Genomic DNA, 23,278 nt, shown 5'->3' on the forward strand with positions numbered 1-23,278 from the left:
CAGCAGTGGCCAATCGAACTATCCATATCAGAGCTATGCGGCCCGCATCACTATGTCAGGATCCGGCATCGATAACTGTACTCAACCAAGCGGGCGGCCTGATCTCTCCATATATAAAGAAACATCAACAAATCCCCTTCCATCGGGTAATGGATTTGTTGGTGCGCCTCTTATAGCCAGATTGCAGCATGGGCACGTCACTCCTCTTCCCAAGGAAAAACTGCACCATGGCTGATAATTTCCGGCTCAACATCGGTTCACTGCGTAGCGATGTGAAGCTCACCCTTCACACTCACCACGCCGCACGCATCTGGATGGGACGTCCAAAAAACGATCTAAAAGTCGGCATCATTGGCTTGTCGGGTTTTTGTAGTGTCGTCAATCGCATGTCACGCGGAGCCCAGCAGGACGATCCGTACTCTGATTGGTGGATGATTCTTATAGAAGAAAAAATCAATGAGTCCAAGCAAGCACTGAAGAACATCGAAGATCGATTGGACATGGCCATGGCTTCCCTGCCACCGGCCATTAGCATCAGTGAGAACCTTTCAATTCAGCCAGTCAGTCTCCCGCTTTATATCTCCAACCCTCTCGGCTTTCAGGCCGTATTCCTGCTGACCAACTACGACGAAATAGTTAGGCGCATCTTACTGGCCCAGCACGTTGGACTCGTCGGGCGTCACGATATGGAAACCTGGATAGATGAAGGCGCAGCGGTACTCAGGAGACTTTTTGGATTGGCCCAGAACTATAAATACTCCGGTGCTGCACGCGATGACTTCGCCGCCAACAATGCCAAAGCTGATGCAGCCCGCAAAATGTACGAGCGTTATGGAGAACTGCCACAGGACATCCTGGAAGGCACCCGCCGTTCGAACTTCGCTCCACCCATCATTCGCGGCCAGCAACAAACCGAGGTGGAAGATCACTTCGATGAGGCCGAAGAAGGTTGAAGCGCATGGGCCAGCAAAAATCCGACGATGGAGCGCTGCAACAGACTGCCTTTCGGCCACTGCAACAGGATGCCTTTCAGCAACTGCAACAGGCTGCCTCACTAAAAGGCCTTTTAAAGCCTTTTAAAGGTAAGGGGGAGCTGACCCAATTTGCCGCGCTATGCCGAGATCAGGAGTCGGGTTTAAAAGCCCTTGCCCAGGGGGTACTGGAACAGGCCCGTCGGTATCCGTTCACCTTGGTGCCTGTTCGGCTCACCGAGCAAAACACTCAAGCCGGAACGCAATTTCTGAGATGGCAACAGGTTACAGATCGCCGAATGGGCGTTGGGGTTTGGGCGGACATGATGGGCTCCCCCAGAACACCGGAATCCATGCTGCAGGACCTGTACGCGATGGAGCTGCAGCGGATCACGTTAAACATGCAGATGAGCTTGGTCCACTCCATCGCCAAACAGGCCGCCGAATGTGCAGAAAAAATGGGCCAGGCGGAGGCCGTGTACATGGCTCGCTTGCAGCAGCTCACCAAACCAATGCAAAACCAATAACCTCGGAGAACACTCATGGGTACGCCAGTACAAGGCTGGGAAGGCAACATCGGCTCGACACCGGAGTTCAAAGAATTTCCCAACGGCAACAAAGATCCACGTCGACTCATGCGGATCAACGTCTACTTCGACAATTCGATTCCGGACGGTAAAGGCGGTTATGAAGATCGTGGCGGATTCTGGGCAAACGTCGAATGGTGGCACAAGGACGCGGAACACTATTCGCAGCTGTTTCAGAAAGGCATGCGCGTGATCGTTTCCGGTCGCGCCGTTATGGACCGCTGGGAGAATGACCAAGGCGAATTCGAAGCCCTGAAAATTCAGGCCAGCCGTATTGGTATGCTGCCACACCGCGTGACCATGGTGAATCTGGCGCCATCACAGAGCCAGAACTCGCAACAATCCAACGGACCAAAATCGCAGGCGCAGCCGGCACCAGGTCCTGATGATTATCCAGAATCTGATCCTCCGAACTTCTGAAAACCAGGGGCTTAATTTTCGGCCCCATTCGTGAGGCTGCCGGTGGTGGGGGATACGGCTCATCGTTTCCCTCACCCAGTTTGAAAACTCGCTTCGAAGTCGGAGTTACCGATGTGCAAAAACTTTAGAGATCCAACCGGGTACGTTGTCATTGCTGCAGAGCATCCGGTTTTAGGCCGTGTTTTCTGGGCGTACTTCGATGAAAGCGAGGTGAATGCCCCCGACTACTACGGACTCACTCTAGATTTGAACAGTGCATCTTGGGCACCAAGTGGTTGGCGAACGGGCGAGCACCAAATGGGTAGGCGTAGGGAGACTGATCTTGATACCTGGCAAGCACGCCGATTTCGCGACAAACTGTTCGACGCGGCCCGCCTCGATACTGAGTACAGCGTCGATTTCGACGATGATGGATATATGATAGAACAGCTCTTCGGTGGTCTGGAGCAACTACGTGTTCTGAGCGGGCAAACCACTGAGGCCTTTGTCGATTGGATTTGGAGTGCCGCATGGTCGGACGAACAAGCTCCCGAGCTGGAAGAACAACAAATAGATTGAAGTGGAAAAAAATCGCTCTAATCGTGAGCTTTCAGGTTTAAATAACCTACCAATCGTAAATATTAAGCACTGAAAGTAAATTTTCTCAGTACTATCGCAATAAAAAAGTTCGCAATACTACTGCCTCATTGATCAGCTCTTCGAGGACCGCCTCCGATGGCGTCAACCCACCCCGTATTAAAGCCAGCAGATAGGCGGCAATTCAATAACCCCCACGCTGCTGTGCAAATAGCCGGTGCGGAGGCCGCCCGAAAAGGGCTACGGGTGTATGACTGCCCTTACCATCACCCCGCCATGCGCGCGTCGTGGCTAAAGGGCTTAGCCCAGGAACAGCAGCTATCGCTTGACCTCTAGCAGCTGAAAGCCCTTTCTTGCTCATTGAGCATTTCCCATTGAAGCCCTACCGCCCTGACGCGACAGTCCCACTCTGGATAATTGAGAGGGCACCCCATGAAGCTATTAATCATCGAGGCACCAGGTAAGCTGAAAAAGCTCCAGCCAATGATGAAGAAGCTGCGCCCAGGCGAAGACTGGCAGGTGGTTGCCAGTGGTGGGCACATCCGGGACCTACCGGCCCGAGGGCAGGACGACAACATGATAACCACCGGCGTACGCAAAAATTACACGCCGGTGTATGAGATCCTGGATAAAAGCACCAAGGCCGTGCGGAACATCAAGGCGGCAGCGAAACAAGCCACCGAAATCTACCTTGCAACAGACCCGGATCGTGAAGGCGAAAGCATCAGCTGGCATATCCAACAGGTGCTGGGCGTCAAGGACTACCAACGCATCACCTTCAACGAAATCACTCTGAAGCGTGTTGAAGAAGCCCTGGCCAACCCGCGCAAAATTGACCTGAACAGGGTCGCCTCGCAAGAGTGCCGGCGTGTACTGGACCGTCTAGTGGGTTACCTGGTGACACAGGAGCTTCGCCGCCTCATGGGCAAACCCACTTCTGCGGGACGAGTCCAATCACCGGCTGTCTACCTGGTGGTGTTGCGCGAGCGCGAGATTCGCACCTTCCGCGTCATCAATCACTTTGGTGTGCGGCTCAACTTCCAGGGACCAATGGGAGACTGGTACGCAGACTGGCAACCCGTGCCTGACTTCGCGACCAAGGATTTCCCCTACGTCCAGGACGGGAATCTGGCGCAGCTCGTTGCCGGCACACGCAATGTCGTTGTCGAATCCTGTGACGACCGCAAGGCCGAACGTAACCCTCCTGCGCCTTTCATCTCTTCCACGCTTCAGCAAGCGGCGAGCAACGCCTTGAAATGGGACCCGGATAAGACCATGCAGGTCGCCCAGCGATTGTACGAGCAAGGCGTCATCACCTACCACCGGACGGACAACCCCAACGTTCCAGACGAAGCCATGGAGGATATTAGAACCGTGGCCAGATCTATCGGGGTGGAGGCTGTCGACGTGCGACGTACATTTAAGTCCGCCGAAGGTGCTCAGGAAGGCCACCCCGCAATTACACCGACGCATTGGGCTGATGCCAAGGCTGGTGAAAACGACGAGGAGCTCGCCCTGTACAAGTTGATATGGGTCCGGGCTCTTGCCAGCCAGCTTGAAGCAGCAGTGTTCGATGTGCGTACCGTAAAACTGCTCGCGGTTGGCCCAAATGGTAAGACGCTGCGATTCAATGCAACAGGTGAAACCCTCTTCCATCCCGGGTGGCGAAAACTGCTGAAAGGCGATGACACTGACGATGAGGAAGATGCAACAGCCAGCAACCCAGTGCCTGCACTCTCACCTAAACAGATCCTCGCTGTGCACAACGGAGAACTGCTGCAGAAGAAAACCCAGCCGCCTTCGCGCTACACGAAGGCCAGTTTGATCAAGGAAATGGAGCGCCGCGGTATCGGCCGTCCCAGTACGTTCGCCTCGATCTTGAAGAACATCACCAGCAAAGGCCTGATCGAGGAAAAAAGCCGCAAACTGGTACCGGCCCCACTTGGTGAGGAAACAATCGCCAAGCTGGAAGGTTTCTTCAGTTTCGTGGAGCTCGATTTTACGCGGGAGCTGGAGCGCGATTTGGACAAAATCGCCCAGGGCCAAGACACCTATGGAGCTGTAGTTGCGCGTCTGCATAGGCGACTGGAAGAGGAACTGTCCCAGCAGCGTGGAATGCCGAGTGTGCCCATGGCGTCCGCTCCACGCCCAGACGCTGCAGGTGGCGATTTCAACTGTCCCAAATGCAATCAACCCCTCGCAAGGCGACAGAAGAAAGGAGACGGTGGATATGACTTTTGGGGGTGTACAGGCTTCAAATCGAATGGATGCAGGGTGAGTTTTCCAAACTTGGATGGCAAACCAGATCTCAATAAACCCAGAGGGGTGTGACTTCAGCCATTCCCGATATAAATCACCGTCAACGCCGTTACGCATTAACCCTGGAAGCCCTCCCGCCCTATAACTGACATTCCTCTGCGAAATCGCAGAGGAGGTCATGGGTGAGCGTACAGAAGAGACAATCGGTGTTGGGACTGCGCATCTTAGCGCCGAAGCTCCAGAAGTTCTCAGACCGGCAAATTGAAGTTGCCCAGACCTGGGCTTTGCATTTTAACGTACCGCCCTACCAACTGACGTCATTCATCGATACCTATCTGGGTTCAACCGCACACACGCGGTGCTGGTGCGTCACCCTGCCTTCAACAAGTAATCAAACACGACCAGTTTTGGCCAGAATCGGCGACCACCTCCAGTACTTCGATGGTTATCAGGTGAAGGCCTGCAAAATCACCAGCAAGGACCGCGTCCACAAGAAAAAACCCACCGTATTGGTGGCCCAGCAGCTGCTGCTCAGGTTTGAAAAACGTTGGTATGCAGACGTTCTGCTGACCTCCTTCTGCAAGTCGGCTGGAGAAAGGGCGCAAGCCCTATCGATTGAAGATCTCGGATGCTTTAGTCGCAGAAGCTACGATTCGACAGTCAGCAACAATCGGTACTTCAATCCTCGAAACCGGTTTTACCTGAAGCAGATTGGCAGCACGCTGAAGCAGTTTTGCCGGTGCCTGGATCAGGAACTACTGTTCGCCATCCGTTCAGCGCAGTGCCCCTCCCCCAAGCTCTATAACTGGCTGGTTCAAGGCGACCGCAAACGCCGCCTCCAGGCCTTGAAAGCCCAACCGGTACTGATTCCACTTCTAGTACTGGTAGATCAATGGCCGTGGCCGTGGGATGGGCAGCAGCAGGTATACATGACCTGCCCGTGGGACGACCTTCAACAATGCCGCCCAAACTGGAGCGGGGATGGCTCTTTGATAATCGCGCAAGAGTGCCTGATCGGTCGCATTGCAGATGCAGGCCTTCCGCTTACCGACACGCTGGCGTGGCTGCTACAGACGCCGCGTACTGCAGTGCGCTACTTAGGGCAACAACGGGTATTCGATACCGGCAGTGCATTGACCCGTATGAATCGTGAGGGGCCTGAACGGCCCTGGCATCGACTGCTGCTAGGAGCTTCACTGGGCAATCGACGTCCCCTTAAAAAAGCGCACTGGATCACATTCTTCGCCTTGTTGGATAAAATTCCGTATCAACTGCGGGAGCAAACGCAGGACTGGAACAGGCTGCTGTCGGGGTGTCCAACTGATTGGTCGGATCCCAGTTGGTCCAAAATAGCCGACGACTTGCGAGACCTGAACGAGCTATTCAACAACATAGATGAGAGCTACGGACCTGATGCCTGTGAAGCACTGCAAAAACTCAAAAGCTTCATTGGTACTGCCACCTATCACCAGATCGCCAGCTTGGTGGATGGCTTTCACCTCGCAATGATAGACATACGTGAAGCTCTTGATGCCGCAGATCCCCAAACCAAAACAGACTCTTTAACACCCTGGAGGACGCTGCTTAATTCAAACGACACACTTCTCGTAAGCCCGAATGGGCTGCAAATTGTCGAGCTGAAATGCCCAGCCGATCTTTATGCGGAACATCGAGCGCTGGGGCACTGCATTGATGGTTACGACTACAGCGCTTATCGGGGCAACTGCCGTCTTATGTCGGTTCGCGAAAACGGGAAATCGTTGGCCTCTGCCGAAATCCAAATGGATGAGAGCGCCTGGGGCGAAACGCTAGCAAAATTGACTCCCAAACACCTGGTGACGATACAACTGAGAGGCCATAAAAATCGTACACCTAAGTCTGGATCCAAGGTTGACCGGGCCTATCAATGGTTTTGGGCAAAGATCAAATCGGGTGAACTCGCCATCAACCTGGAATGGCCAGACCAGACGCTATCCATGTCTCGCTATACAAATCGAAACCGGAAAAAAATGCATGCTCAAGCGTGCGCGAAATGGATCAACCTGCGCCTGAGCAAAACATGAGCCGTCCGCGCCTCATGAATCGCCGGCAGGACCTAGTCGAAAAGGTCATTTTTGACGGCTATGACTTCGGCATTTTGTTGCAGTACGTCGACGGAGCCAATCGGCTGTTTCTCGAACGTGATGGTTTCTACATCCGACGTGCCGAGCATCCCCAGCATCGCTATTGGCGCTTACCTAAAGGCAAGTTGCTGGATGACCTGGATGTGCTCTTTCACCGTTTAATCGAGTTGTGCGAGAACCGCTTCAACGAAAGCTGGGAGACGTTTTCACATAAAATCACAGCCGCACAGAAAGTCCCAGATCGGCAGGCATTCACTTGGGGGCTGACCTTTCGAATCGCTCCGCTGGTTCAAGGGGGGATCCTACTATCGGGTGACTACCACCCAGGCTTAGTTGCAGTTGCTCGGCGTATGCACGGCGTGTTCCTCGGGCACTCCAAATCATGGCGCATCGATGCCGGTGCGGAGTTGGTGCGAAGCAACCTGATTCTAGAACTTGGTGTGTCAGAGGATCAGTTCGAGATCCTGGACACCGTACAGGAACTGCTGACTGATGGATCCATTGTTCCTGCTGATGAAATCACGCGGATCAGTCTTGGAGGACCTCCCCAAGAACGTTCAGCACAAGCGACTGATGACAGCACCTCAACCGATGTGTATCTCGCGGCCGTGCCCTCCATCGAGCGCACCGAGTTCACCATCGATCAAATCAATCAGGCCTTGGCTGGATATTCTTTACTGGACCATCAACCGGCGGGCATTCGGCACCTGCTACAGAGAACCAGCGCCTTACTCGCGGATGATATGGGGCTTGGCAAAACCCGCCAGGCAATCATTGCAGCTGCTGTCAGAGCCTCTGATAGACCTATCTTGGTCATCACCTTGTCGACGTTGATCATCAACTGGCAACGCGAGATCCAGATGGTGTATCCCGACGCCACAATCGGTCAGCAGGTCTATGATCCATCTTCTCAGTGGATTATCACCAACTACGAACGCCTGGGCGATTTTGTCCTGCATGCAGGCCACTTTGAGGTAATGATCATCGATGAAGCTCACCGCCTGAAAGAGCCTACCGCTGCGTGGACACGTCATGGCTTCGACATTGCCGCCAAGGTGCCGAATCGGTACCTGCTGACTGGTACCCCGGTACTCAATCGAGAATCAGAACTTCATACGCTGCTGCGCCTGTCCGGTCATCCTGTCGGTCAGTTGCCCCTTAAAGAGTTCTGCGAACAGTTCGCCGGCAGTCAGGATTTTCGCAAGAACCTTCGCGATGCGATTGGCGATTGGATGCTGCGTCGACGCAAGGATGTTTTACCAGGACTTAAAGGCAAACAGCGCCAAACGTTACCCGTTGAACTCACCATTGAAGAACGCAAGCAATACGATCAGATTCGCCTAGAAGATAGACCTAGCCTCGCCAGGCTGGGGTCACTGCGTCAATTACTTGAGCAGGTGAAGGTTCGCGTCGTTATGGATCTGCTGTGCGAACTGGACGCGGAGGACAAAGTTATCTTGTTCTGTGAGTTCAAGGACACGGTAGGAACATTGCGCTCTCGGTGCGAGCAAGCAGAGTACGGGTGCGTTACGGTTGTCGGCAGTGACTCGGTAGGCAAGCGGCAGAAAGCGATCGACAAATTCCAAAGCGATCCTGACACCCGTGTATTTGCCGCTACGACGTCTGCTGCTGGCACCGGCAACAACCTCACAGCCGCCAACTACGTCATGTTTTTGGGGCTGCCATGGACACCAGGATTGCAAGACCAGGCAGAGGACAGAGCCTATCGAAACGGTCAGTTGCGCATGGTCGTGGTGAAAATCCCGCTTGTGGACAACACCATCGACCAGATGCTCTGGCAAATGCTGCTCGATAAGCGTCAGTTAACTCAGGATTTGATTGAACCGGACCTTGCTACAGCTAACAGGGCGGAGCTTTCGGCACATCTGTAATTGCTATATGATGGCACACCTACCGAATCGCAGTCCTGACTTCATTGAAGAGGCTATTAGGTCTATAATGGCAGCTAAGAAAGGCGTCAAGAGGAAGGAACCTATCCTCAAGAAAATTTCGCATACGGATATCATTCCTCAAAAAAAAGGTAATGGTCAGCTGCGAATCGAATACCTGATCAATGAGGCCACTGGTGAGGTTGTCACTTACAGCATGGCCTACATCAATGACTCAATCTGCTCCGTGGATAATGGCCGAGTCATCGGATTTGACAATGCACATGGCGAGCATCATAAACATGTCATGGGCCAATATATCCCCGTCGAGTTTGAGTCTTTTGCAAAAACCATGAAGCTGTTCGAAGACCAATGGCACCAACATCTGGCCAAGAGGAAAAGCAAATGAAGAAAATCATCAGGCACGAATCCCAAACGGATTTTTTCGCCCGTATGAATTCGCTTGCTCACCAGCTTGACCGTGGCGAGTCAGTAGACGCTTGCGAAAGTATCAGCTTTGAAGATGCTGATGAGATGAAAACGTACCAATCAGAACAGCATCGCCAGAAGGTGAAGGCATCTTTAAGCGTAATTCAGGGTGGCGGTGGAGAAAAACAGAAAACCAAAGGTGCGCTCAAGCTGGATTCGAAAGACTTCAAATTTCGTTCACTCGAGTTTCTTGACGCCTCTGTTTTTGAGCGCGTTGCTATGCAGGTATTAAAAGATTATACATTTGCATCAGCTCGCTTGAGAGGCGGCTTAATCGTTAAAGTCTCGCGTGTCGAGGCTGAAAAGACTCAGCCTAAATCACGACAGAAGTGAGTTTCCTCCTTATCAAGCCCACTCAAATGAGTGGGCTTTTTGTTACTTTAGATCGCTGGCAAAAATTACTGATGTGCTATCAGAATCAACATCAATAAATCCTCCCAAGCCGAATAATCTATTTACTGCTGCATCCTAGCTAGCTGCCTGCCACCGTGCCCTCCATCATCAAAGGGGGCCTCTCGGCACATGATCAGGCACGTCACCACGCTCTCGCTGCTCGCGTTAATCGCAAGTTGCACGACCCAAACGGCACAGACACCCAAGCCCGCTTTCGACAGCAGTCGCAATCCGGACATGTTGGCGCCAGACCTCTACCCTAGCGGCGCCGTACCTGAAAAAGAACCGGTAGTGCGCTATGGCCGCTACACCCTGGTCAGTACCTTGCCAGATTCTGGCCAACGTGACCTGATGGCCCAAATTATCGACATCAGCATCCCTGCCAACATGCACCCAAATGTGCACGATGCAATGCAATACGTGGTGGATCGATCAGGTTATACGCTTTGCTCGGCAGACACTGGGCACGTCAACATCCTTTACACCCGGCCACTGCCAGCAGCTCAGTACAAACTCGGCCCAATGACACTGCGCAACACCCTACAAGTGCTCGCGGGTCCGGCCTGGCAGGTGAAGGTCGACGAGGTCAACCGTCAGGTTTGCTACGTGCTACGCCCTGGTTATCAGCTCCCTGACTCTTCACGGCCTGCATCGACGCAGGTTGCTCAACTCAATGCCCACTCCACAGCTCAAACCGTTGCCGCAACCACAGTCAGCAATGATTCAGCCGGCCAAGTAGTAATCGCCGCTGTACCGCAAACAACGCCATTCACAAAGAACACGACGGTCTCTGCATCTGTAACCAATACATCCTCCTCCAAACCGATGCCCTCTCCTGCTGTGATCCCCAAGGAGGGCGCAACGAAACAAACGCCTGCCTTGCCGGCGCCCAGTTCTGCCTCGAGCAAGTCCAGTAGTTCGAGTACCAAGTCCGCTGCAGCGTCGACTCCCGCGACTCCAGCCATCGCTGCACCCATTACGGTTACTCCAGCTATTGCAGCCACCGCCGCGGCCAAGCCGCTGGCCCAGATATGGACGGCTTCAACTGGATCATCACTTCGTCAAACCGTAGAAGGCTGGGCTGAAAAAGCGCACTGGCGACTGATCTGGCAGACCGATGATCTTGATTACCCAATTGACGCACCACTTCGATTCGAGGGCAGCTTCGAAGAGGCCATAAGAGAAATTTTCCCGCTTTATGACTCGGCCCCACGGTCCTTTGTGGTCGACGGCAGTTCATCACAGATGCTGATTTACATTGCAGAGAGGAAAAAATGATGACTGCGCGTCTCTGGATCCGAGGCACAGCAATATCGCTCATTGTGGCTCTAGTGTGTTCCTGCTCTGTTCAGCGAGTGAATGAGTCAGCCAGTCGCGCAGAAAATGATGCGGCGACCGCCTCGCAATACAGCCGGTTTCTGAGAAATCAGCAGCAAGAGCCCGCGCGCGCTACGGTGGTGTTCAGCGACAAACCCTGGGTCTCAAAACAACCGATGGTTACCAAGCGTGGGTTACCGCTGACCATGGATTGCGACATCACCTATCGCCCTGCTTATAACGTTGGAATCGCAGAGATTGCGCGTTACATCACCAGCGAGTGCGGCGTTCCCGTCATCGTAGCGCCTGATGCCATCGATCCAAGCGTCCTTACCAGTGCAACACAAGGGAACCCAGGCCCAACCGCTCCCCCGAGTATGAATCAACCCGACAACCTGTCCAACTTCATGCCTGCTGGTGTTATTGGCAACGTGCCGGGCAATGCACGCTCCATGAATATGGTCGGACAAATTGCTCCCAGCACATTCCCTATCAAGTACAGCGGCAAGCTGTCAGGACTGCTTAATCAATCGACCGCTCAGTTAGGCTTAGCGTGGAGCTATTCCTCCGACGACCGCAGCGTGCATATCACTTACTTCGACACCAAGACGTTCGATGTTTGGGCGTTTGGCGATGACCAGGTCATTGAAAGCACGGTGAAGTCGGGCTTGCTGACCTCATCTGGCAGTGGGAGCTCAGGTGGTGGTGGAGGATCTTCGTCATCAGGTGCGTCGGGTGAGTCCGGCAGTAACCAAAGCACCACTGTCTCAATCAAAACATCACTGATCGGGGATATCGAAAAGAACGTCAAGGCAATGCTAAGCCAGCAACCACCAGGTCGGATGTTCCTTTCTCGATCCACTGGCACCTTGACGGTGAGTGATCGTCCAGAGGTTCTTTCCAACGTTTCGAAATACTTGAACTCGATCAACCGCAGCATCACCCGCCAGGTTCTGTTCAATGTCAAAGTCTTTGAGGTGACCCTCTCTGACAAGGATCAAACAGGCCTGGATTGGTCGGCGGTTTACACCAATCTGAGCAGCAAGTGGGGCTTTTCCCTAAAAAATGCCACCACTGGAGTTAGCACCAATGCGGTCTCGAGCTCGTTCAATGTTTTAGATACTTCAAACTCTCCCTGGGCTGGTTCCAATCTGATTATTAAAGCCCTTTCCGAACAGTACCGCGTCTCAAATGTCCGGTCGCCCTCGGTCACAACTTTGAATTTACAGCCTGCCCCTATCCAGGTCGGGAACGTGCAAAGCTATATTGCATCGAGTTCCACAACCACAACGGCCTCCGTCGGATCGTCTACATCACTGACTCCCGCGACTATCACCAGCGGGTTCAACATGATGTTACTACCTCGAATTATCGACCAGGACAACCTGCTGCTGATGATCACTTTGAGCATGAGCAGCAGACCCACCTTCACCCCCTTCACCAGCAACGGCTCCAGCGTTCAGACAGTCGATTACGACACCAGGAACCTCTCTCCCAAAGTTCGACTACGCAGCGGTCAAACACTGGTGTTGACTGGTTTCGAGGAGAACAGCGAAAACGCAACCAAGTCAGGTGTAGGTGACCCAGGTTTCTTCGGTTTAGGTGGCAGTCGAATTCGCAGCACAGACCATAACGTGCTAGTCGTGCTGATTACTCCTGTTGTCGATAACGACTCCGCAAACCCTAGCACCCTGAATTTACCGGCTGCCAATGCCCCATGGGGTTCTTGCCCTAGCCCAGTACTGCATTGCGCAGGTTTTAAGGGGTAAGTCATGGTCTCGGAAGTGTCTAAAAGCCCGCGCTCTGCTCGCGTCCAGGTACTGCAGCACAGAGGAAAATCTTTCGTCACAGGCCTGCGCTGGCATCCGCTGGGCAGCGTCACAGGTCACATGAAGGAAGCACGTCAGTATGGCCGCGAACACCAACTGGACATTGTCGCGATTCGCAGAACACCTGCAATCATTCAGGCAGGTTTTGTGGCGCACAGCGACAGCGTCACCAAGGGCATGTATTCGCTTGCTGCGACTCTGGCTGGACAGTTGGGTGATTCGTGGATTGCGGCCTGGCAGACGGCCCCGGATCTTGACCAGTACGCTTTGGTTGCAGTGTACCAAGGTGGTGTGATTTCAGGCTGTGACATGATCGGTACAGGCGCCGAAGTGCGGCGCAGGGTCGTGCAACAACGCAGTCGCGGCATTCAATTCAGCCATGAGTACCTCCCTCCAGAGTTTGAGATGGGCGGGCATCCTCTGGACGTCGAGGATCTGCTCCAGCCCGAGAAACTCAAACGTGAATATCGACTTCGACCGCTCGTATTTGGGCTCTCCAAGACCGAGCTGGTGCAGCTCTCGATTCTTGCAGCGCTGATCGCAGTCGGCGTCATTGGCTGGGCGCAATGGCAGAGCCATCAGGAGCAAATAGCCAAGGAGGCAGCGTTCCAGGCTGAACAACAACGTCTAGCCGAGTTGGCCAGGCTGCAAAAAGAATCGGGTGTGGAGCAACCTCCCCAAGCGCTTGAACATCCCTGGGCCAAACGTCCCTCTGTTAAAGATTTCTTAGGTGGTTGTAGCAGCGGTATTTATCAATCGCCACTATCCATTAAGGGATGGATGTTCACGAGTGCCGTGTGCGATGGCGCACAGGTCCTGTCCTCTTACACACGCTCGGGCAATAGCACGGCCGACGAACTGATACAGGCCACTCAAGGCCACTATTCTGATAGGCCGGCGTTCTTTGACGAGGGTAATTCGGCCACGTTGAAGCTCGACATTTCCTTACCTGCCGCTGGTGATGAACCGCTTGAAGAAGCGATCGTAATGCTGGCAAACCTATCGTCTTGGCTGCATAGCTTCATGCAGACCCCCACCCTGAAAGAGATGCCGGTTGTTGTGCCCGTTAAACCAGCCATTCCTGGTCAGCCTGCACCACCGCCGCCGCCACCTCCTCAATGGAAGCTATTCGAACTGCGTTACACCTCCGGGCTTACCCCACTGGACTCTTTATCCGGTGCGCCCAGTCAAGGCCTACGCCTGCGTGAAATCAAAACCCAATATCAGGCTGGCCACCTTGTCTGGTCAGTAATAGGTGACCTCTATGCGAAATAAGACGTTGCGCTTGTGGTGTTCAATCCTTGCCTTCGGAGCCCCCATTTGTTGGGCGAGCGAAAACACGCCATCCGGGGTAAACGTCGGCGAGTTGGCCATCATTCAAAGCCAGACGATTCTGTTGAACGCAAAGGCCGAGAAGGCCAAAGCCGAAAGATCCATCAACGGCGAAGACCAAACTGCGACGGCGCAGCCTTCGCCAATGATTTTTTCTCAAGGCTACCTCACGCCTCCGACTTCTGCCTCGGCCCGCAGCGCTGACTCACAGCCTGAGTTGCCTGTTGTAAAAGCCGTCTTCGGCTCAGCAAAGCGTCTACGCGCCACCCTTCTCTACAGCGGTGGGGTTGAGATTGACGCTGATACCTCCTCCAGGGAATTGCCTGGGGGTTACCGAGTGGCAATCCTCACCTTCGACAACGTGACGCTTGAGCGAAGCGGTAAGCGCTATCCCCTCGGTTTTTCCAATACTCCTCCAGTCGTCCCAGGCAACGCCAATAACCCCGCAGTCAGCAACACCGCGTCGGCCCCTGTGCTGCCTGGCTTAATCCCTGGCCAACGCTGAGAGACCAATGCTATGACGATCCCGACCGAAAATCCCCAGGCAACGGAAGTAGGCTCCGACGAGCCTGCTGTGGAAATTCTGATTTCGCACAAAAAGTTGCTGACCGCTACTGGAGGACCGTTTGAACTGAAACCCGAGTTGCGTCAACTGTGTGCGCTGACCAGCGATGGGATTCTGTTTGTGTCTGCCCAACATCAAACGGATGCCTATGTCATGGCATTCGAGGATCAGTTGGAACACGAAAATCATCCTTTCGAAGTCAAGGTCTGCTCCATGAGCACGATCAAGGCTCTGTACCAAGCGAATGAGGATGTAAATGGTAAAACTCTGTCCACCGATACAAAACGCCAAGCCCAGGTAGTACAACTGCTGGGAGAGGCCCACCGGCGCAATGCGAGCGACGTTCATTTTGTCGTTGGCCACGACATCACTCGAGTTTTTTTTCGCATACACGGACTTTTGTGGGAGGCAGAGCAGCATCAGAGCCAGGTGGGCATGGAGCTCTGCTCATCCCTCTACAACAGCATGTGCGATGTAGCTAAGGACCACTATCAGCCGCAGGTGAGCCAGGACGCCAGGGTGAAACGAGCCTATGTCGAGCAGCTTGGTCTGTTCGGCGCCCGGGTTGCCACCCGGCCGCTGGTTGACGGCCCCCTGATGGTTCTGCGTCTGCTGTACGACGACAAAACCAAAATGACATTTGAGGAGCTCGGTTTTCTTCCCCAGCAGATCGAGGCATTCAGCCGCATCCGAAGTTTGCCTTATGGGGTGAACCTGATTACTGGCCCCACAGGTTCCGGGAAGTCCAAGTCCCAACAAGTCAACCTCAACCTACTGCATGAAGAATGTGGTGGCACCAAACACATTTTGACCATGGAAGATCCGCCTGAATATCCAATCATGGCCAACCAGTCGCCATTGGGCCCTGGTGAAACCTGGAACGCAGGTATCACCAACACCATGCGGCTGGACCCCGACATTCTGATGTACGGGGAAATCCGGGATCTTGAATCAGCCCAAGCGGCGTTCCGTGGCGGAATGACCGGTCACTTGGTACTTTCGACACTGCACACCAACAATGCCGTAGCCGGCCTGCAGCGTCTGATCGACATGGGGGTGGATCGCTACCTGGTCACTGACCCGGCCTTGATGACCAGCGTCGTGAATCAGTCTTTGCTGCCTGAGCTATGCCACCACTGCCGCATACCTGCATCTGCACATCTGGACCAGCTCAGCGCTGCGCTGACGCGGCGCTTGCACGACCTGCAGGCGATCGAGCTGATTTACCTGAAAGGCCCCGGGTGCCCACACTGCAAAGGCTTAGGCGTCGTTAGCCGCACCGCAGTTGCTGAAACACTCCTTACCGACCTCAAATTTATGCAGGTTTTCAATAAGCAAGGTGCGAGTGCAGCACGTCGCCACTGGGTCAAGGAAATGGGCGGCATCACCAAAACCGCCCACACCATCATGAAACTCAAGCAAGGCCTGGTAGATCCGCGCCACGCGGAAATGATGGTAGGCCCACTGGACTTTGATCGACAAACCTTGGAGCTCTCTCATGATAAGTGACGTCAGGGGGATGCTGAATCGTTGGGCAGAAGTCTTCTATGCCAAGCAGTTCGGCAAAAACGAGCGAATCCAATTCTATGAGAGCCTGATGGGCATCCTTGAGGATGGTGTGTCACTTGAGGACGCGCTGCACACGGTCGCCAGAGCTTTCAGCGATAACGGTCAGAAATTGCACCCCGTATCTCTAGCCTGCAGAGACATCGCGCAATCTGTAAAAGATGGGAAATCCCTTAGCATATCCTGCGAAGGCTGGGTTCCGTACGACGAGAACTCACTGATCGCCTCCGGTGAAGACACGGGCAACCTGGTGCAGGCTTGTCGTGACTGCGTGAGGATCATTGAAGTACGCCAACGGATCAGCAAACTCGTAGCCTCGGCCACCGTGTTCCCATCCGTTGTGTGGAGCGTCATGGCGGCGCTGCTATATGTGATCGCCGTGTGGATGGTGCCCTCCATGACACGTCGGTCTAACCCCGAAGCTTGGACGGGTGTACCGGCGTTCCTCTACGCCCTATCGAATTTCGTGACCCACTACGGTCTGGTGACCTTGATCGCGGTCGTCATCTTCATCTTCGTATCGATCATCACCCTTCCGGTGTTTTGCGGGCTTCAGATCACGGCCGCCAGCCCGTCATGGAAGCTGCAGTTGAACAAGTTGCTCCAGGTCTTGAGAGTCCGAGCAGAGCGCCTTCCCCCTTGGTCGGTCTACAAGGCACTTCACGGTTCCATCTTTTTGCTCAACATGGCCGTGATGTTGCGCTCCGGCATCAACCAGCTCGATGCACTCACCTCTCTTCAGCGCAATGCTTCTCCCTGGCTGAAGGAGCGGCTGACGGCCATTCATTACGGCGTCAGCGCCGGCAAAAACTTCGGTACTGCGCTGAAGCTTGCGGGTCATCAATTTCCAGACCCCATGGCCATGCACTTTCTGGAAGTACTTGCCATACGCAAAGGTTTCGCCGAGTCGATGGAACGGTTTTCCAACCGCTGGCTGGAGCAAACCCTCCAGCGAGTCGAGGCTATCGCCAAGTCTCTCATCGGAGTGTCCTCCATGGCCATGGGGGTCATGATGATTCTGGTGGTGATCGGGATCTTCCAGCTGGCCGGCACTGTGACTGAAACGCTTTAACCCAAACTCAAATGAGGTACTGAAAATGCCAAAAAATATTCGCCAAAACCAAAGAGGTTTCCTTTCCCTGGACGGAATGTTCTGGCTGATGCTGATTGCGGTGGCGCTCGGCTTCATCGTCTTTATGGGGTACAGAACGTTCGGCAGCTCGGACGTCACCATCGAACAGAGCAACCTCGGTACGTTGCTCAGCAATACCAAAAGACTGAAAAGTACTACGGGTTACGCCACTGCCGGCACCAACCTGGCGCCCTCCTTAATCAACCTCGAAGCTACCGGCGGCATGAGCATCAACGGCAATGCCCTGTCCAACCGCTGGAACGGTGCTGTGACCGTAGTGAGCAACGGCATGACCTTTACGATCACCGAATCCAACCTCCCGAAAAATGCCTGTATCACCCTCGCCTCAAATATGGCCAAGGACAAACAGACGACGACGGCAATCAACGGTGGTACTGCCATTGCTGGAGAAATCACTGCAGTGGCAGCGGCTACAAGTTGCTCATCGGACGCCAATACCATTGCCTGGACTTCGTATTAAGGAGCCCTGTGTGAGCGTGATCTCCGATGCTGAATTCGTCGACCTGTACCTAGGCGAGGGATTTGCCGATGCCAAAGGTCTTCCTGGGCATGCGCGAAGAGTTGAAGCACCAGTCGAATGGCGTGCGGACCTCGAGCGCTTGCGGCTGCAGTGTCAGGAAAAGCACGCTGCTACTCAGGATCCTGAATTCGCTTTGATTGAAGATGGCGTAGTCCTACGCGTAACCCAACTACTGGATTTGAACGGTAAACCAGTATTCGTCCTGAGCAAGTCATCGGTTCAGATCCGACCATTGGACATGCTAGGCCTGCCAGATTATCTGCAGGATGCATTGATGAGCGACTCTGTACGCGGCCTGATCTTCATCTGCGGAGAAATGGGCACAGGAAAGACTTCAAGCGCGGCCTCCCTTGTAAAGGCTCGCCTTGAGGCCTGGGGTGGAATTTGTGTGGCTGTAGAGGATCCCCCAGAACCCTATCTGAATGGTCGACACGGTGAAGGGCGCTGTATTCAAGTACCAGTTTCTCGCCGTATGGGAGGCTACGAGGAGGCGTTGATCTTGGCGCTGCGCACGAGAGCTGACTTGCTGTTTGTCGGGGAAATTCGCGACAGCTCGACCGCGGCTCAAGTCATCCAGGCATCAATAAATGGTCATCTTATTATTTGTACAGGCCATGCTGGCAGCGTCACTCAAGGCATTGAAAGAATCTCGGCCTTGGCCCAGCCCTTGCTGAATAACGCCCGAGAGTTGCTTTCCAAAGGCCTAGTAGCGGTCATTCACCAGTCTCTGTCTATGGGGACTGATGGGAGCCGTCGACTCACGTTGCAGAGTCTGCTTTTCACTGACCCTGACGGACCGGGCATTCGAGAAAAAGTCCATGCAGGGAAGATCACCCTACTCGAACAAGACATCGCTCACCAATCCTCTAGGAGCCTCTGGAATGACCAGTAAAAACAAACAGCGGGGGTTCTTGAGCCTGGATATGGCAATCGGATTGATCGTGTTTTCCGTCGTCGTCACCTTGGCGACAATATGGCAAATCAGGCAAATGGACGGTCAGGATTACCGCATTGCCGCAGATCAACAGAGAACCATCTCTGAAGCAGTGGCAAAATACATGAAGGACAATTTCAATGCCTTATTGAACAACGCTACAGCGACCGTACCAGCGCAAATTACCGTTCCGATGCTGATCAACACCAGCTATCTTCCTGCAGGTTTTAGCTCCACCAATACCTTCGGGCAGACCATTCTCGGCCTGGCCCGGAAGCCTAATCCCAACCAACTGGAGGTGATCGTCGTCACCACAGGTGGGCAAACAATCCCAGAAATGGGCATTCGTGTCATCGCTGAAAATCTAGGCGGACCTGGTGGTTTCATTTCTTCAACCAACCCTAACATCGTTCAGGGTGTACGCGGGGGATGGCAGGTAGCGCTAAGTAATTACTCTATCAACCCTGGTCCAGGTCATACCGCTAGCGCATTGTTCCTGATGGATGGACAACTCGCCAATGACTACCTATATCGCAACGCGGTGCCGGGACATCCCGAGCTCAACACCATGAACACCGACCTCAGTTTAGGCGGCCACAATATCAACAATGCGGCTGCAATTACGGCTACCGGCAATGTGACCACAGGCGCTGACGTCAATGCTCGAAATGTGACAGCGACGAACACTGTATCCGCAGCAACTGCGAACGTCACTGGCGAGACCTACACAGGGGGCTGGTTCAGAACTCGAGGTGATACTGGCTGGTACAGCGAGAAATGGGGTGGAGGCATCTACCAGTCCGATTCTGACTGGGTGCGTGTCTATAACAACAAAGGGCTCTCTACAGGTGGGACAGTTGCTGCTGGACAGGTCACCTCGACCGGCACCATTAGTGCCAACGGCCGTCTCTCGACCAATGAATTTCTATCGATCGGTGGCCAAGCGACAGAGGGAGCAGCGTGCAATGACAACAGGCTCATGGCAAAAAATGCGGCGGGCATCCCACTTTCGTGCCAATCCGGGGTGTGGACTATCACCGGGGCAAAATTCAAAAACTACATCTCCGGCGCCTGCCAGGGTTACGGCGGATGGAATCCAAACGTTTGTGCTATTGCTGACTCAACTTGGACTATATGTACTCTCTCTGGTGCTGCGGCCGTGGGTCAAGACGAGTCCGGTCAAGTGTATCGGGACGGAGCTGGGAACTGGTTTCTTTACGCGGTCAGAGCTGGTTGGGCTGGGGTATTTTATTGGCAGTGCCTAAAATAGTGTTTGCACGAATACTTTTGCGTTTTGTTTGTTGATATTCATTCATATGCGATGAGATCTGGTCGTAAAACCAATTTTCCTATGCTGCTGACAGGTACTTGCTTGATGGACCACCTTGAGAATGGCACTGAATATAATGATCATCAGCTGCAAGCATGGCTAAATTCTAGAAGCCGGATTTGCTCAAGCGCATTATGGGCTCCGGCCCTTAAGGGCTTAGAAGCCTTCGAGGTAGGAGATCACACCTATCGCCTTACCCCATTAGGATCAGGACGATATAGAGTTATATGCGTAAAAACCTCTGATATTATTTCAGCAGCCCACAAAGTAAGAAAGACCACTTCCTTTGCAGATCAACGCCCTTTAAAACTTACAGCAATAATTGTAACCACCTGCATTATATTATATTACTCTTTACTTTTAGCTCGGCAAATACGAGCTTAGCTTTCGAACTCTGAGGGCCTGACTATTATCGTCAGCCGACTAGAGTCCGAAGCAGCAAAATCTGTTGTAGCCCGACCTCGTATTTTCCCAAGACGATCTGGTTGAGCTTCGGTGACAATTACGTCTGACACTCTTGAGGCTCAGTCATGTCGCTAAATTGGGCAGTTCTCACAATCCTGCTGATCGCTGTGGGTTTGTTCAATCAACAGCAAAAGCAATCCGAACAAATCACAGACTATGCGACCCTCGACTCTCTGAGTCGCAATTTGCTCGTCTATAGATCCGCAGCAGCTGAGTATGCGAAGGCAAACGCCGGGTATACAGGGACGCCGGCTGATGAAGCACTCAACCTGCCAGCATGGTTTTCAAAACCTCCAGGGGTTATGACCTACATATCTGCGGGACAAAGCTATACCTACTTTGCGGGTACGGCACCTCCAGGATTACCTGCAGCTTTGGTGGAGCGAACCCAGTCGATCACAGTAGGAGTGAACCGAGCAGGAGTGTTGATTTCGCCCAGGTCGGGAAAAACAGACATCATTCTCCCCAACGTCATTCCTGAAGGCGCAGCCGTGGCAGTCAACTGACTTGATTAGCGTCTTTGTATCCGGTGCGAGGTTGCATATACCTCGGGCTCTCAACATAATGAACGCGACAAAGTTTCCACCCCGCTGGCTACTGGCGGTCATCAGTAGCGCCCGGTGATGCGGCGTGCCTCATCATCAACCCTAAAGCACGCATAGCTCCGGGAAGGGCGTGCGGACCTGATTCAAGGCTCTCCCTGTGTCTCCCTGTCCAAGCCAGACACGCAGCCGTCTAACTCGTGAATTGCGAGTTCATAGGCACATAGGGCTTTGTTGAGGTTCGAAGCACCGTAGTCTAAGGGCCACACTGGTGTTGTGGCCCATACTTTTTAAAGCTCACACAATGGGTAGCCTGATCGTCTTGCAAAGGATGATCAGGCTACCCATTGGTAGCCGCTTTTCCCTGCCGGTGGCCCGCCGGCGAAACGCAGGGCTCCTTTTGTGCGCGGATGCGTGCCTTATGTTTGCTGGCCTCAGCCACGATAATCGGCCAGGTGTAGGAAGTGAGACGTTTAGATCACAGCCCAGGGATCGATGACTTCTCAATCTCTCACAGGTGGTATTTTTTTCTGAAAGACGTGTCTTAACTACAACCGAGGGTGACTGTTGACCCAGCTACTCTCGGTAGCTTCTCCTGTTCAGTTAAATCTGCTTTTGCCTTCCCCCGAATTTTCCTTCCCGCTTGACACATCACTTCCCCCCTTCGATGATATGAGCGTGTTTTGCTGACGTTGTCAGCATCATGCCCAGGCAGTCAGGATCTTGAAGACTGCGATACGATTTTCGTGTCTGATCCGCCCAAGACCGCTGAGCTTCTGGTAGCGCGGTCGGTCGGCAACTGTCGATAGAAGCACCTTAAGCAACTCACCTCGCGGGGAATCACTTCCCCAACAGGGCCAGTGTGTTCTCCGCACTTAACCTGCAGGAGAATCACCATGTCCAAACTCGCTTACAGCTTGGGTTTCGCGATCGGCACTGTCACGCGTAGTTTCCTGCGCGCCATGAGAAAACCTAGCGCTGCGCCTACCGCTATCCATGCCAAAGCAGGTCCATTGCTTCCTCCACCTTGCGTACCCGATCGCCTGGTGCGTGAAATGGATCACCTGCCAGCATTAGCTCGTAAAGGTGTTGATCTGAACCATTGGTACGCGGCAAATACACGAGTGGTCGAAAAACCCGCTCGCCGGTCTCGTAAGAAACCCATTGCGCGATCACTGACATCTGCAACTTGCTAAGCCGCTTATCCTCTCCCCGTAGGAAGCCTTCCCGTTGGGAAGGCTTCATTGGAGTTTTTACGGGAGGGGCTTGACAAGCGGCATTCGTATTTTCATGATCTGCACATGTATCGCTGACGTTGTCAGCAACATGCCCAAGTAGTCTGGATCCGAGAGACTACGATGCGGTTTACCGCATTGATCCATTCCCAAGATCGCCATAGCTTCCGGCAGCGCGGTCAGTCGACTAAGTCGATGGAAGCACCTTCCCCCACCCATGACGGGCCTACCCCGTCAGGGCAGGCCTCTCAATTTTTTGGAGGTCTGATGAAAACCGAACTGGCTCTCTACCAAGCGCTGATCTCGATCAACGTATCGGAACAGAAAGCTAATGCTGTCATTGAGGCTTTGGAGACCGACATGCTCACGCTACTCGCCACTAAAGCTGATATCACTGCTATTCGTGCTGAAATCGCTCAGCTCGAAGTAAGACTCACCATTCGCATGGGTGTCATGTTGTCAGCCACCACTGGTGTGCTGATTGCTGCCATGAAACTCTTGCACTAAGCAAACTCCTTAGCTCTACCACCCTCGCGGGGAATACTTTCCCCCAAGGGCGAAGTGTTTCTCCGCTTTCTGTTATTTCGAAATTGGAGAATCATCATGAGCACTACTCAAACCAACGAAGCCAAATTCTTCGACCTTCACACCACTGGTATCGGTTACCTCAACCGTATCCGTGAAGTGAAACCTCGCGGCAAAGGTAAGCCATTCATGGCTGTCACCGTTGCGGCGCTGCGCGGTTCTACAGATGAAGCCGAGTACTCCTACATCGACTGCAAC

The 23,278-nt window shown here is 53.5% G+C and carries 24 protein-coding genes; all 24 read left to right on the forward strand.

Annotated features, from left to right (window positions below; translation table 11 throughout):
* A partial coding sequence (locus H096_RS34340) for a hypothetical protein (RefSeq protein WP_206542893.1) occupies positions 1-235 on the forward strand: 235 nt, incomplete at its 5' end.
* Positions 228-953, forward strand: coding sequence for a PFL_4669 family integrating conjugative element protein (locus H096_RS06050; RefSeq protein WP_033897279.1), 726 nt, complete (start codon positions 228-230; stop codon positions 951-953). The genes H096_RS34340 and H096_RS06050, both read left to right, overlap by 8 nt.
* Before the next feature lie 5 nt (positions 954-958).
* A complete protein-coding gene (locus H096_RS06055; RefSeq protein WP_033897280.1) occupies positions 959-1,498 on the forward strand; it encodes a DUF3158 family protein in 540 nt (179 codons plus the stop codon).
* Positions 1,499-1,513: 15 nt separating this feature from the next.
* Positions 1,514-1,978 (forward strand): single-stranded DNA-binding protein, encoded by a 465-nt coding sequence (locus H096_RS06060; RefSeq protein WP_033897281.1) that lies wholly within the window; start codon positions 1,514-1,516, stop codon positions 1,976-1,978.
* A gap of 111 nt (positions 1,979-2,089) precedes the next feature.
* On the forward strand, positions 2,090-2,536 hold the full coding sequence (locus H096_RS06065; RefSeq protein WP_033897282.1) for a hypothetical protein: 447 nt from the start codon (positions 2,090-2,092) through the stop codon (positions 2,534-2,536).
* A gap of 156 nt (positions 2,537-2,692) precedes the next feature.
* Positions 2,693-2,890, forward strand: a complete 198-nt coding sequence (locus tag H096_RS32940; RefSeq protein WP_082461425.1) for a CrpP family ICE-associated protein — start codon at positions 2,693-2,695, stop codon at positions 2,888-2,890.
* Between the two features lie 96 nt (positions 2,891-2,986).
* Positions 2,987-4,885, forward strand: coding sequence for a type I DNA topoisomerase (gene topA, locus H096_RS06070; RefSeq protein ID WP_033897283.1), 1,899 nt, complete (start codon positions 2,987-2,989; stop codon positions 4,883-4,885).
* A 110-nt stretch (positions 4,886-4,995) separates the two neighbouring features.
* A complete protein-coding gene (locus H096_RS06075) occupies positions 4,996-6,876 on the forward strand; it encodes a hypothetical protein (protein WP_051421951.1) in 1,881 nt (626 codons plus the stop codon).
* A complete protein-coding gene (locus tag H096_RS06080; protein ID WP_033897284.1) occupies positions 6,873-8,828 on the forward strand; it encodes a DEAD/DEAH box helicase in 1,956 nt (651 codons plus the stop codon). The genes H096_RS06075 and H096_RS06080 overlap by 4 nt, the downstream gene beginning before the upstream one ends.
* Positions 8,829-8,895: 67 nt before the next feature.
* Positions 8,896-9,234 (forward strand): DUF6516 family protein, encoded by a 339-nt coding sequence (locus H096_RS06085; protein WP_051421953.1) that lies wholly within the window; start codon positions 8,896-8,898, stop codon positions 9,232-9,234.
* The gene (locus H096_RS06090; RefSeq protein ID WP_033897285.1) at positions 9,231-9,647 is read left to right on the forward strand and encodes a hypothetical protein; all 417 of its coding nucleotides are present in this window, start codon (positions 9,231-9,233) and stop codon (positions 9,645-9,647) included. The genes H096_RS06085 and H096_RS06090 overlap by 4 nt, the downstream gene beginning before the upstream one ends.
* 189 nt (positions 9,648-9,836) lie before the next feature.
* A complete protein-coding gene (locus H096_RS32945) occupies positions 9,837-10,985 on the forward strand; it encodes a TcpQ domain-containing protein (RefSeq protein ID WP_074843813.1) in 1,149 nt (382 codons plus the stop codon).
* Positions 10,985-12,793, forward strand: a complete 1,809-nt coding sequence (locus H096_RS06100; protein ID WP_033897287.1) for a PilN family type IVB pilus formation outer membrane protein — start codon at positions 10,985-10,987, stop codon at positions 12,791-12,793. Before H096_RS32945 ends, H096_RS06100 begins: the two co-directional genes overlap by 1 nt.
* A gap of 3 nt (positions 12,794-12,796) precedes the next feature.
* Positions 12,797-14,128, forward strand: coding sequence for a type 4b pilus protein PilO2 (pilO2, locus tag H096_RS06105; RefSeq protein ID WP_033897288.1), 1,332 nt, complete (start codon positions 12,797-12,799; stop codon positions 14,126-14,128).
* Positions 14,118-14,690, forward strand: coding sequence for a type IV pilus biogenesis protein PilP (gene pilP, locus H096_RS06110; RefSeq protein WP_033897289.1), 573 nt, complete (start codon positions 14,118-14,120; stop codon positions 14,688-14,690). The genes pilO2 and pilP overlap by 11 nt, the downstream gene beginning before the upstream one ends.
* A 12-nt stretch (positions 14,691-14,702) precedes the next feature.
* Complete coding sequence (locus H096_RS06115; protein WP_033897290.1) at positions 14,703-16,259, forward strand: ATPase, T2SS/T4P/T4SS family; 1,557 nt, start codon at positions 14,703-14,705, stop codon at positions 16,257-16,259.
* Positions 16,249-17,388, forward strand: a complete 1,140-nt coding sequence (locus H096_RS06120; protein WP_033897291.1) for a type II secretion system F family protein — start codon at positions 16,249-16,251, stop codon at positions 17,386-17,388. The genes H096_RS06115 and H096_RS06120 overlap by 11 nt, the downstream gene beginning before the upstream one ends.
* A gap of 25 nt (positions 17,389-17,413) precedes the next feature.
* Positions 17,414-17,929, forward strand: coding sequence for a type 4 pilus major pilin (locus H096_RS06125; protein WP_033897292.1), 516 nt, complete (start codon positions 17,414-17,416; stop codon positions 17,927-17,929).
* Between the two features lie 10 nt (positions 17,930-17,939).
* Positions 17,940-18,881 (forward strand): ATPase, T2SS/T4P/T4SS family, encoded by a 942-nt coding sequence (locus H096_RS06130; protein ID WP_027606787.1) that lies wholly within the window; start codon positions 17,940-17,942, stop codon positions 18,879-18,881.
* Positions 18,871-20,193 carry a shufflon system plasmid conjugative transfer pilus tip adhesin PilV gene (gene pilV, locus H096_RS06135; RefSeq protein ID WP_033897293.1) on the forward strand — a complete coding sequence of 441 codons (1,323 nt, stop codon included), beginning with the start codon at positions 18,871-18,873 and terminating at the stop codon, positions 20,191-20,193. Before H096_RS06130 ends, pilV begins: the two co-directional genes overlap by 11 nt.
* Before the next feature lie 590 nt (positions 20,194-20,783).
* Positions 20,784-21,224 (forward strand): type IV pilus biogenesis protein PilM, encoded by a 441-nt coding sequence (pilM, locus tag H096_RS06140; RefSeq protein WP_033897294.1) that lies wholly within the window; start codon positions 20,784-20,786, stop codon positions 21,222-21,224.
* A 932-nt stretch (positions 21,225-22,156) separates the two neighbouring features.
* Positions 22,157-22,456, forward strand: a complete 300-nt coding sequence (locus H096_RS32950) for a hypothetical protein (RefSeq protein WP_082461427.1) — start codon at positions 22,157-22,159, stop codon at positions 22,454-22,456.
* 306 nt (positions 22,457-22,762) lie between these two features.
* Entirely contained in the window at positions 22,763-23,002 is a 240-nt protein-coding gene (locus tag H096_RS06145; RefSeq protein ID WP_033897295.1) for a hypothetical protein, read from the forward strand.
* A 96-nt stretch (positions 23,003-23,098) separates the two neighbouring features.
* Positions 23,099-23,278, forward strand: a 180-nt coding sequence (locus tag H096_RS06150) for a DUF3577 domain-containing protein (protein WP_033897296.1), incomplete at its 3' end; no start/stop codon positions are given.

Source organism: Pseudomonas sp. FH1 (assembly GCF_000510895.2).
In the GTDB taxonomy this organism is placed as follows: Bacteria; Pseudomonadota; Gammaproteobacteria; order Pseudomonadales; family Pseudomonadaceae; genus Aquipseudomonas; species Aquipseudomonas azotoformans_A.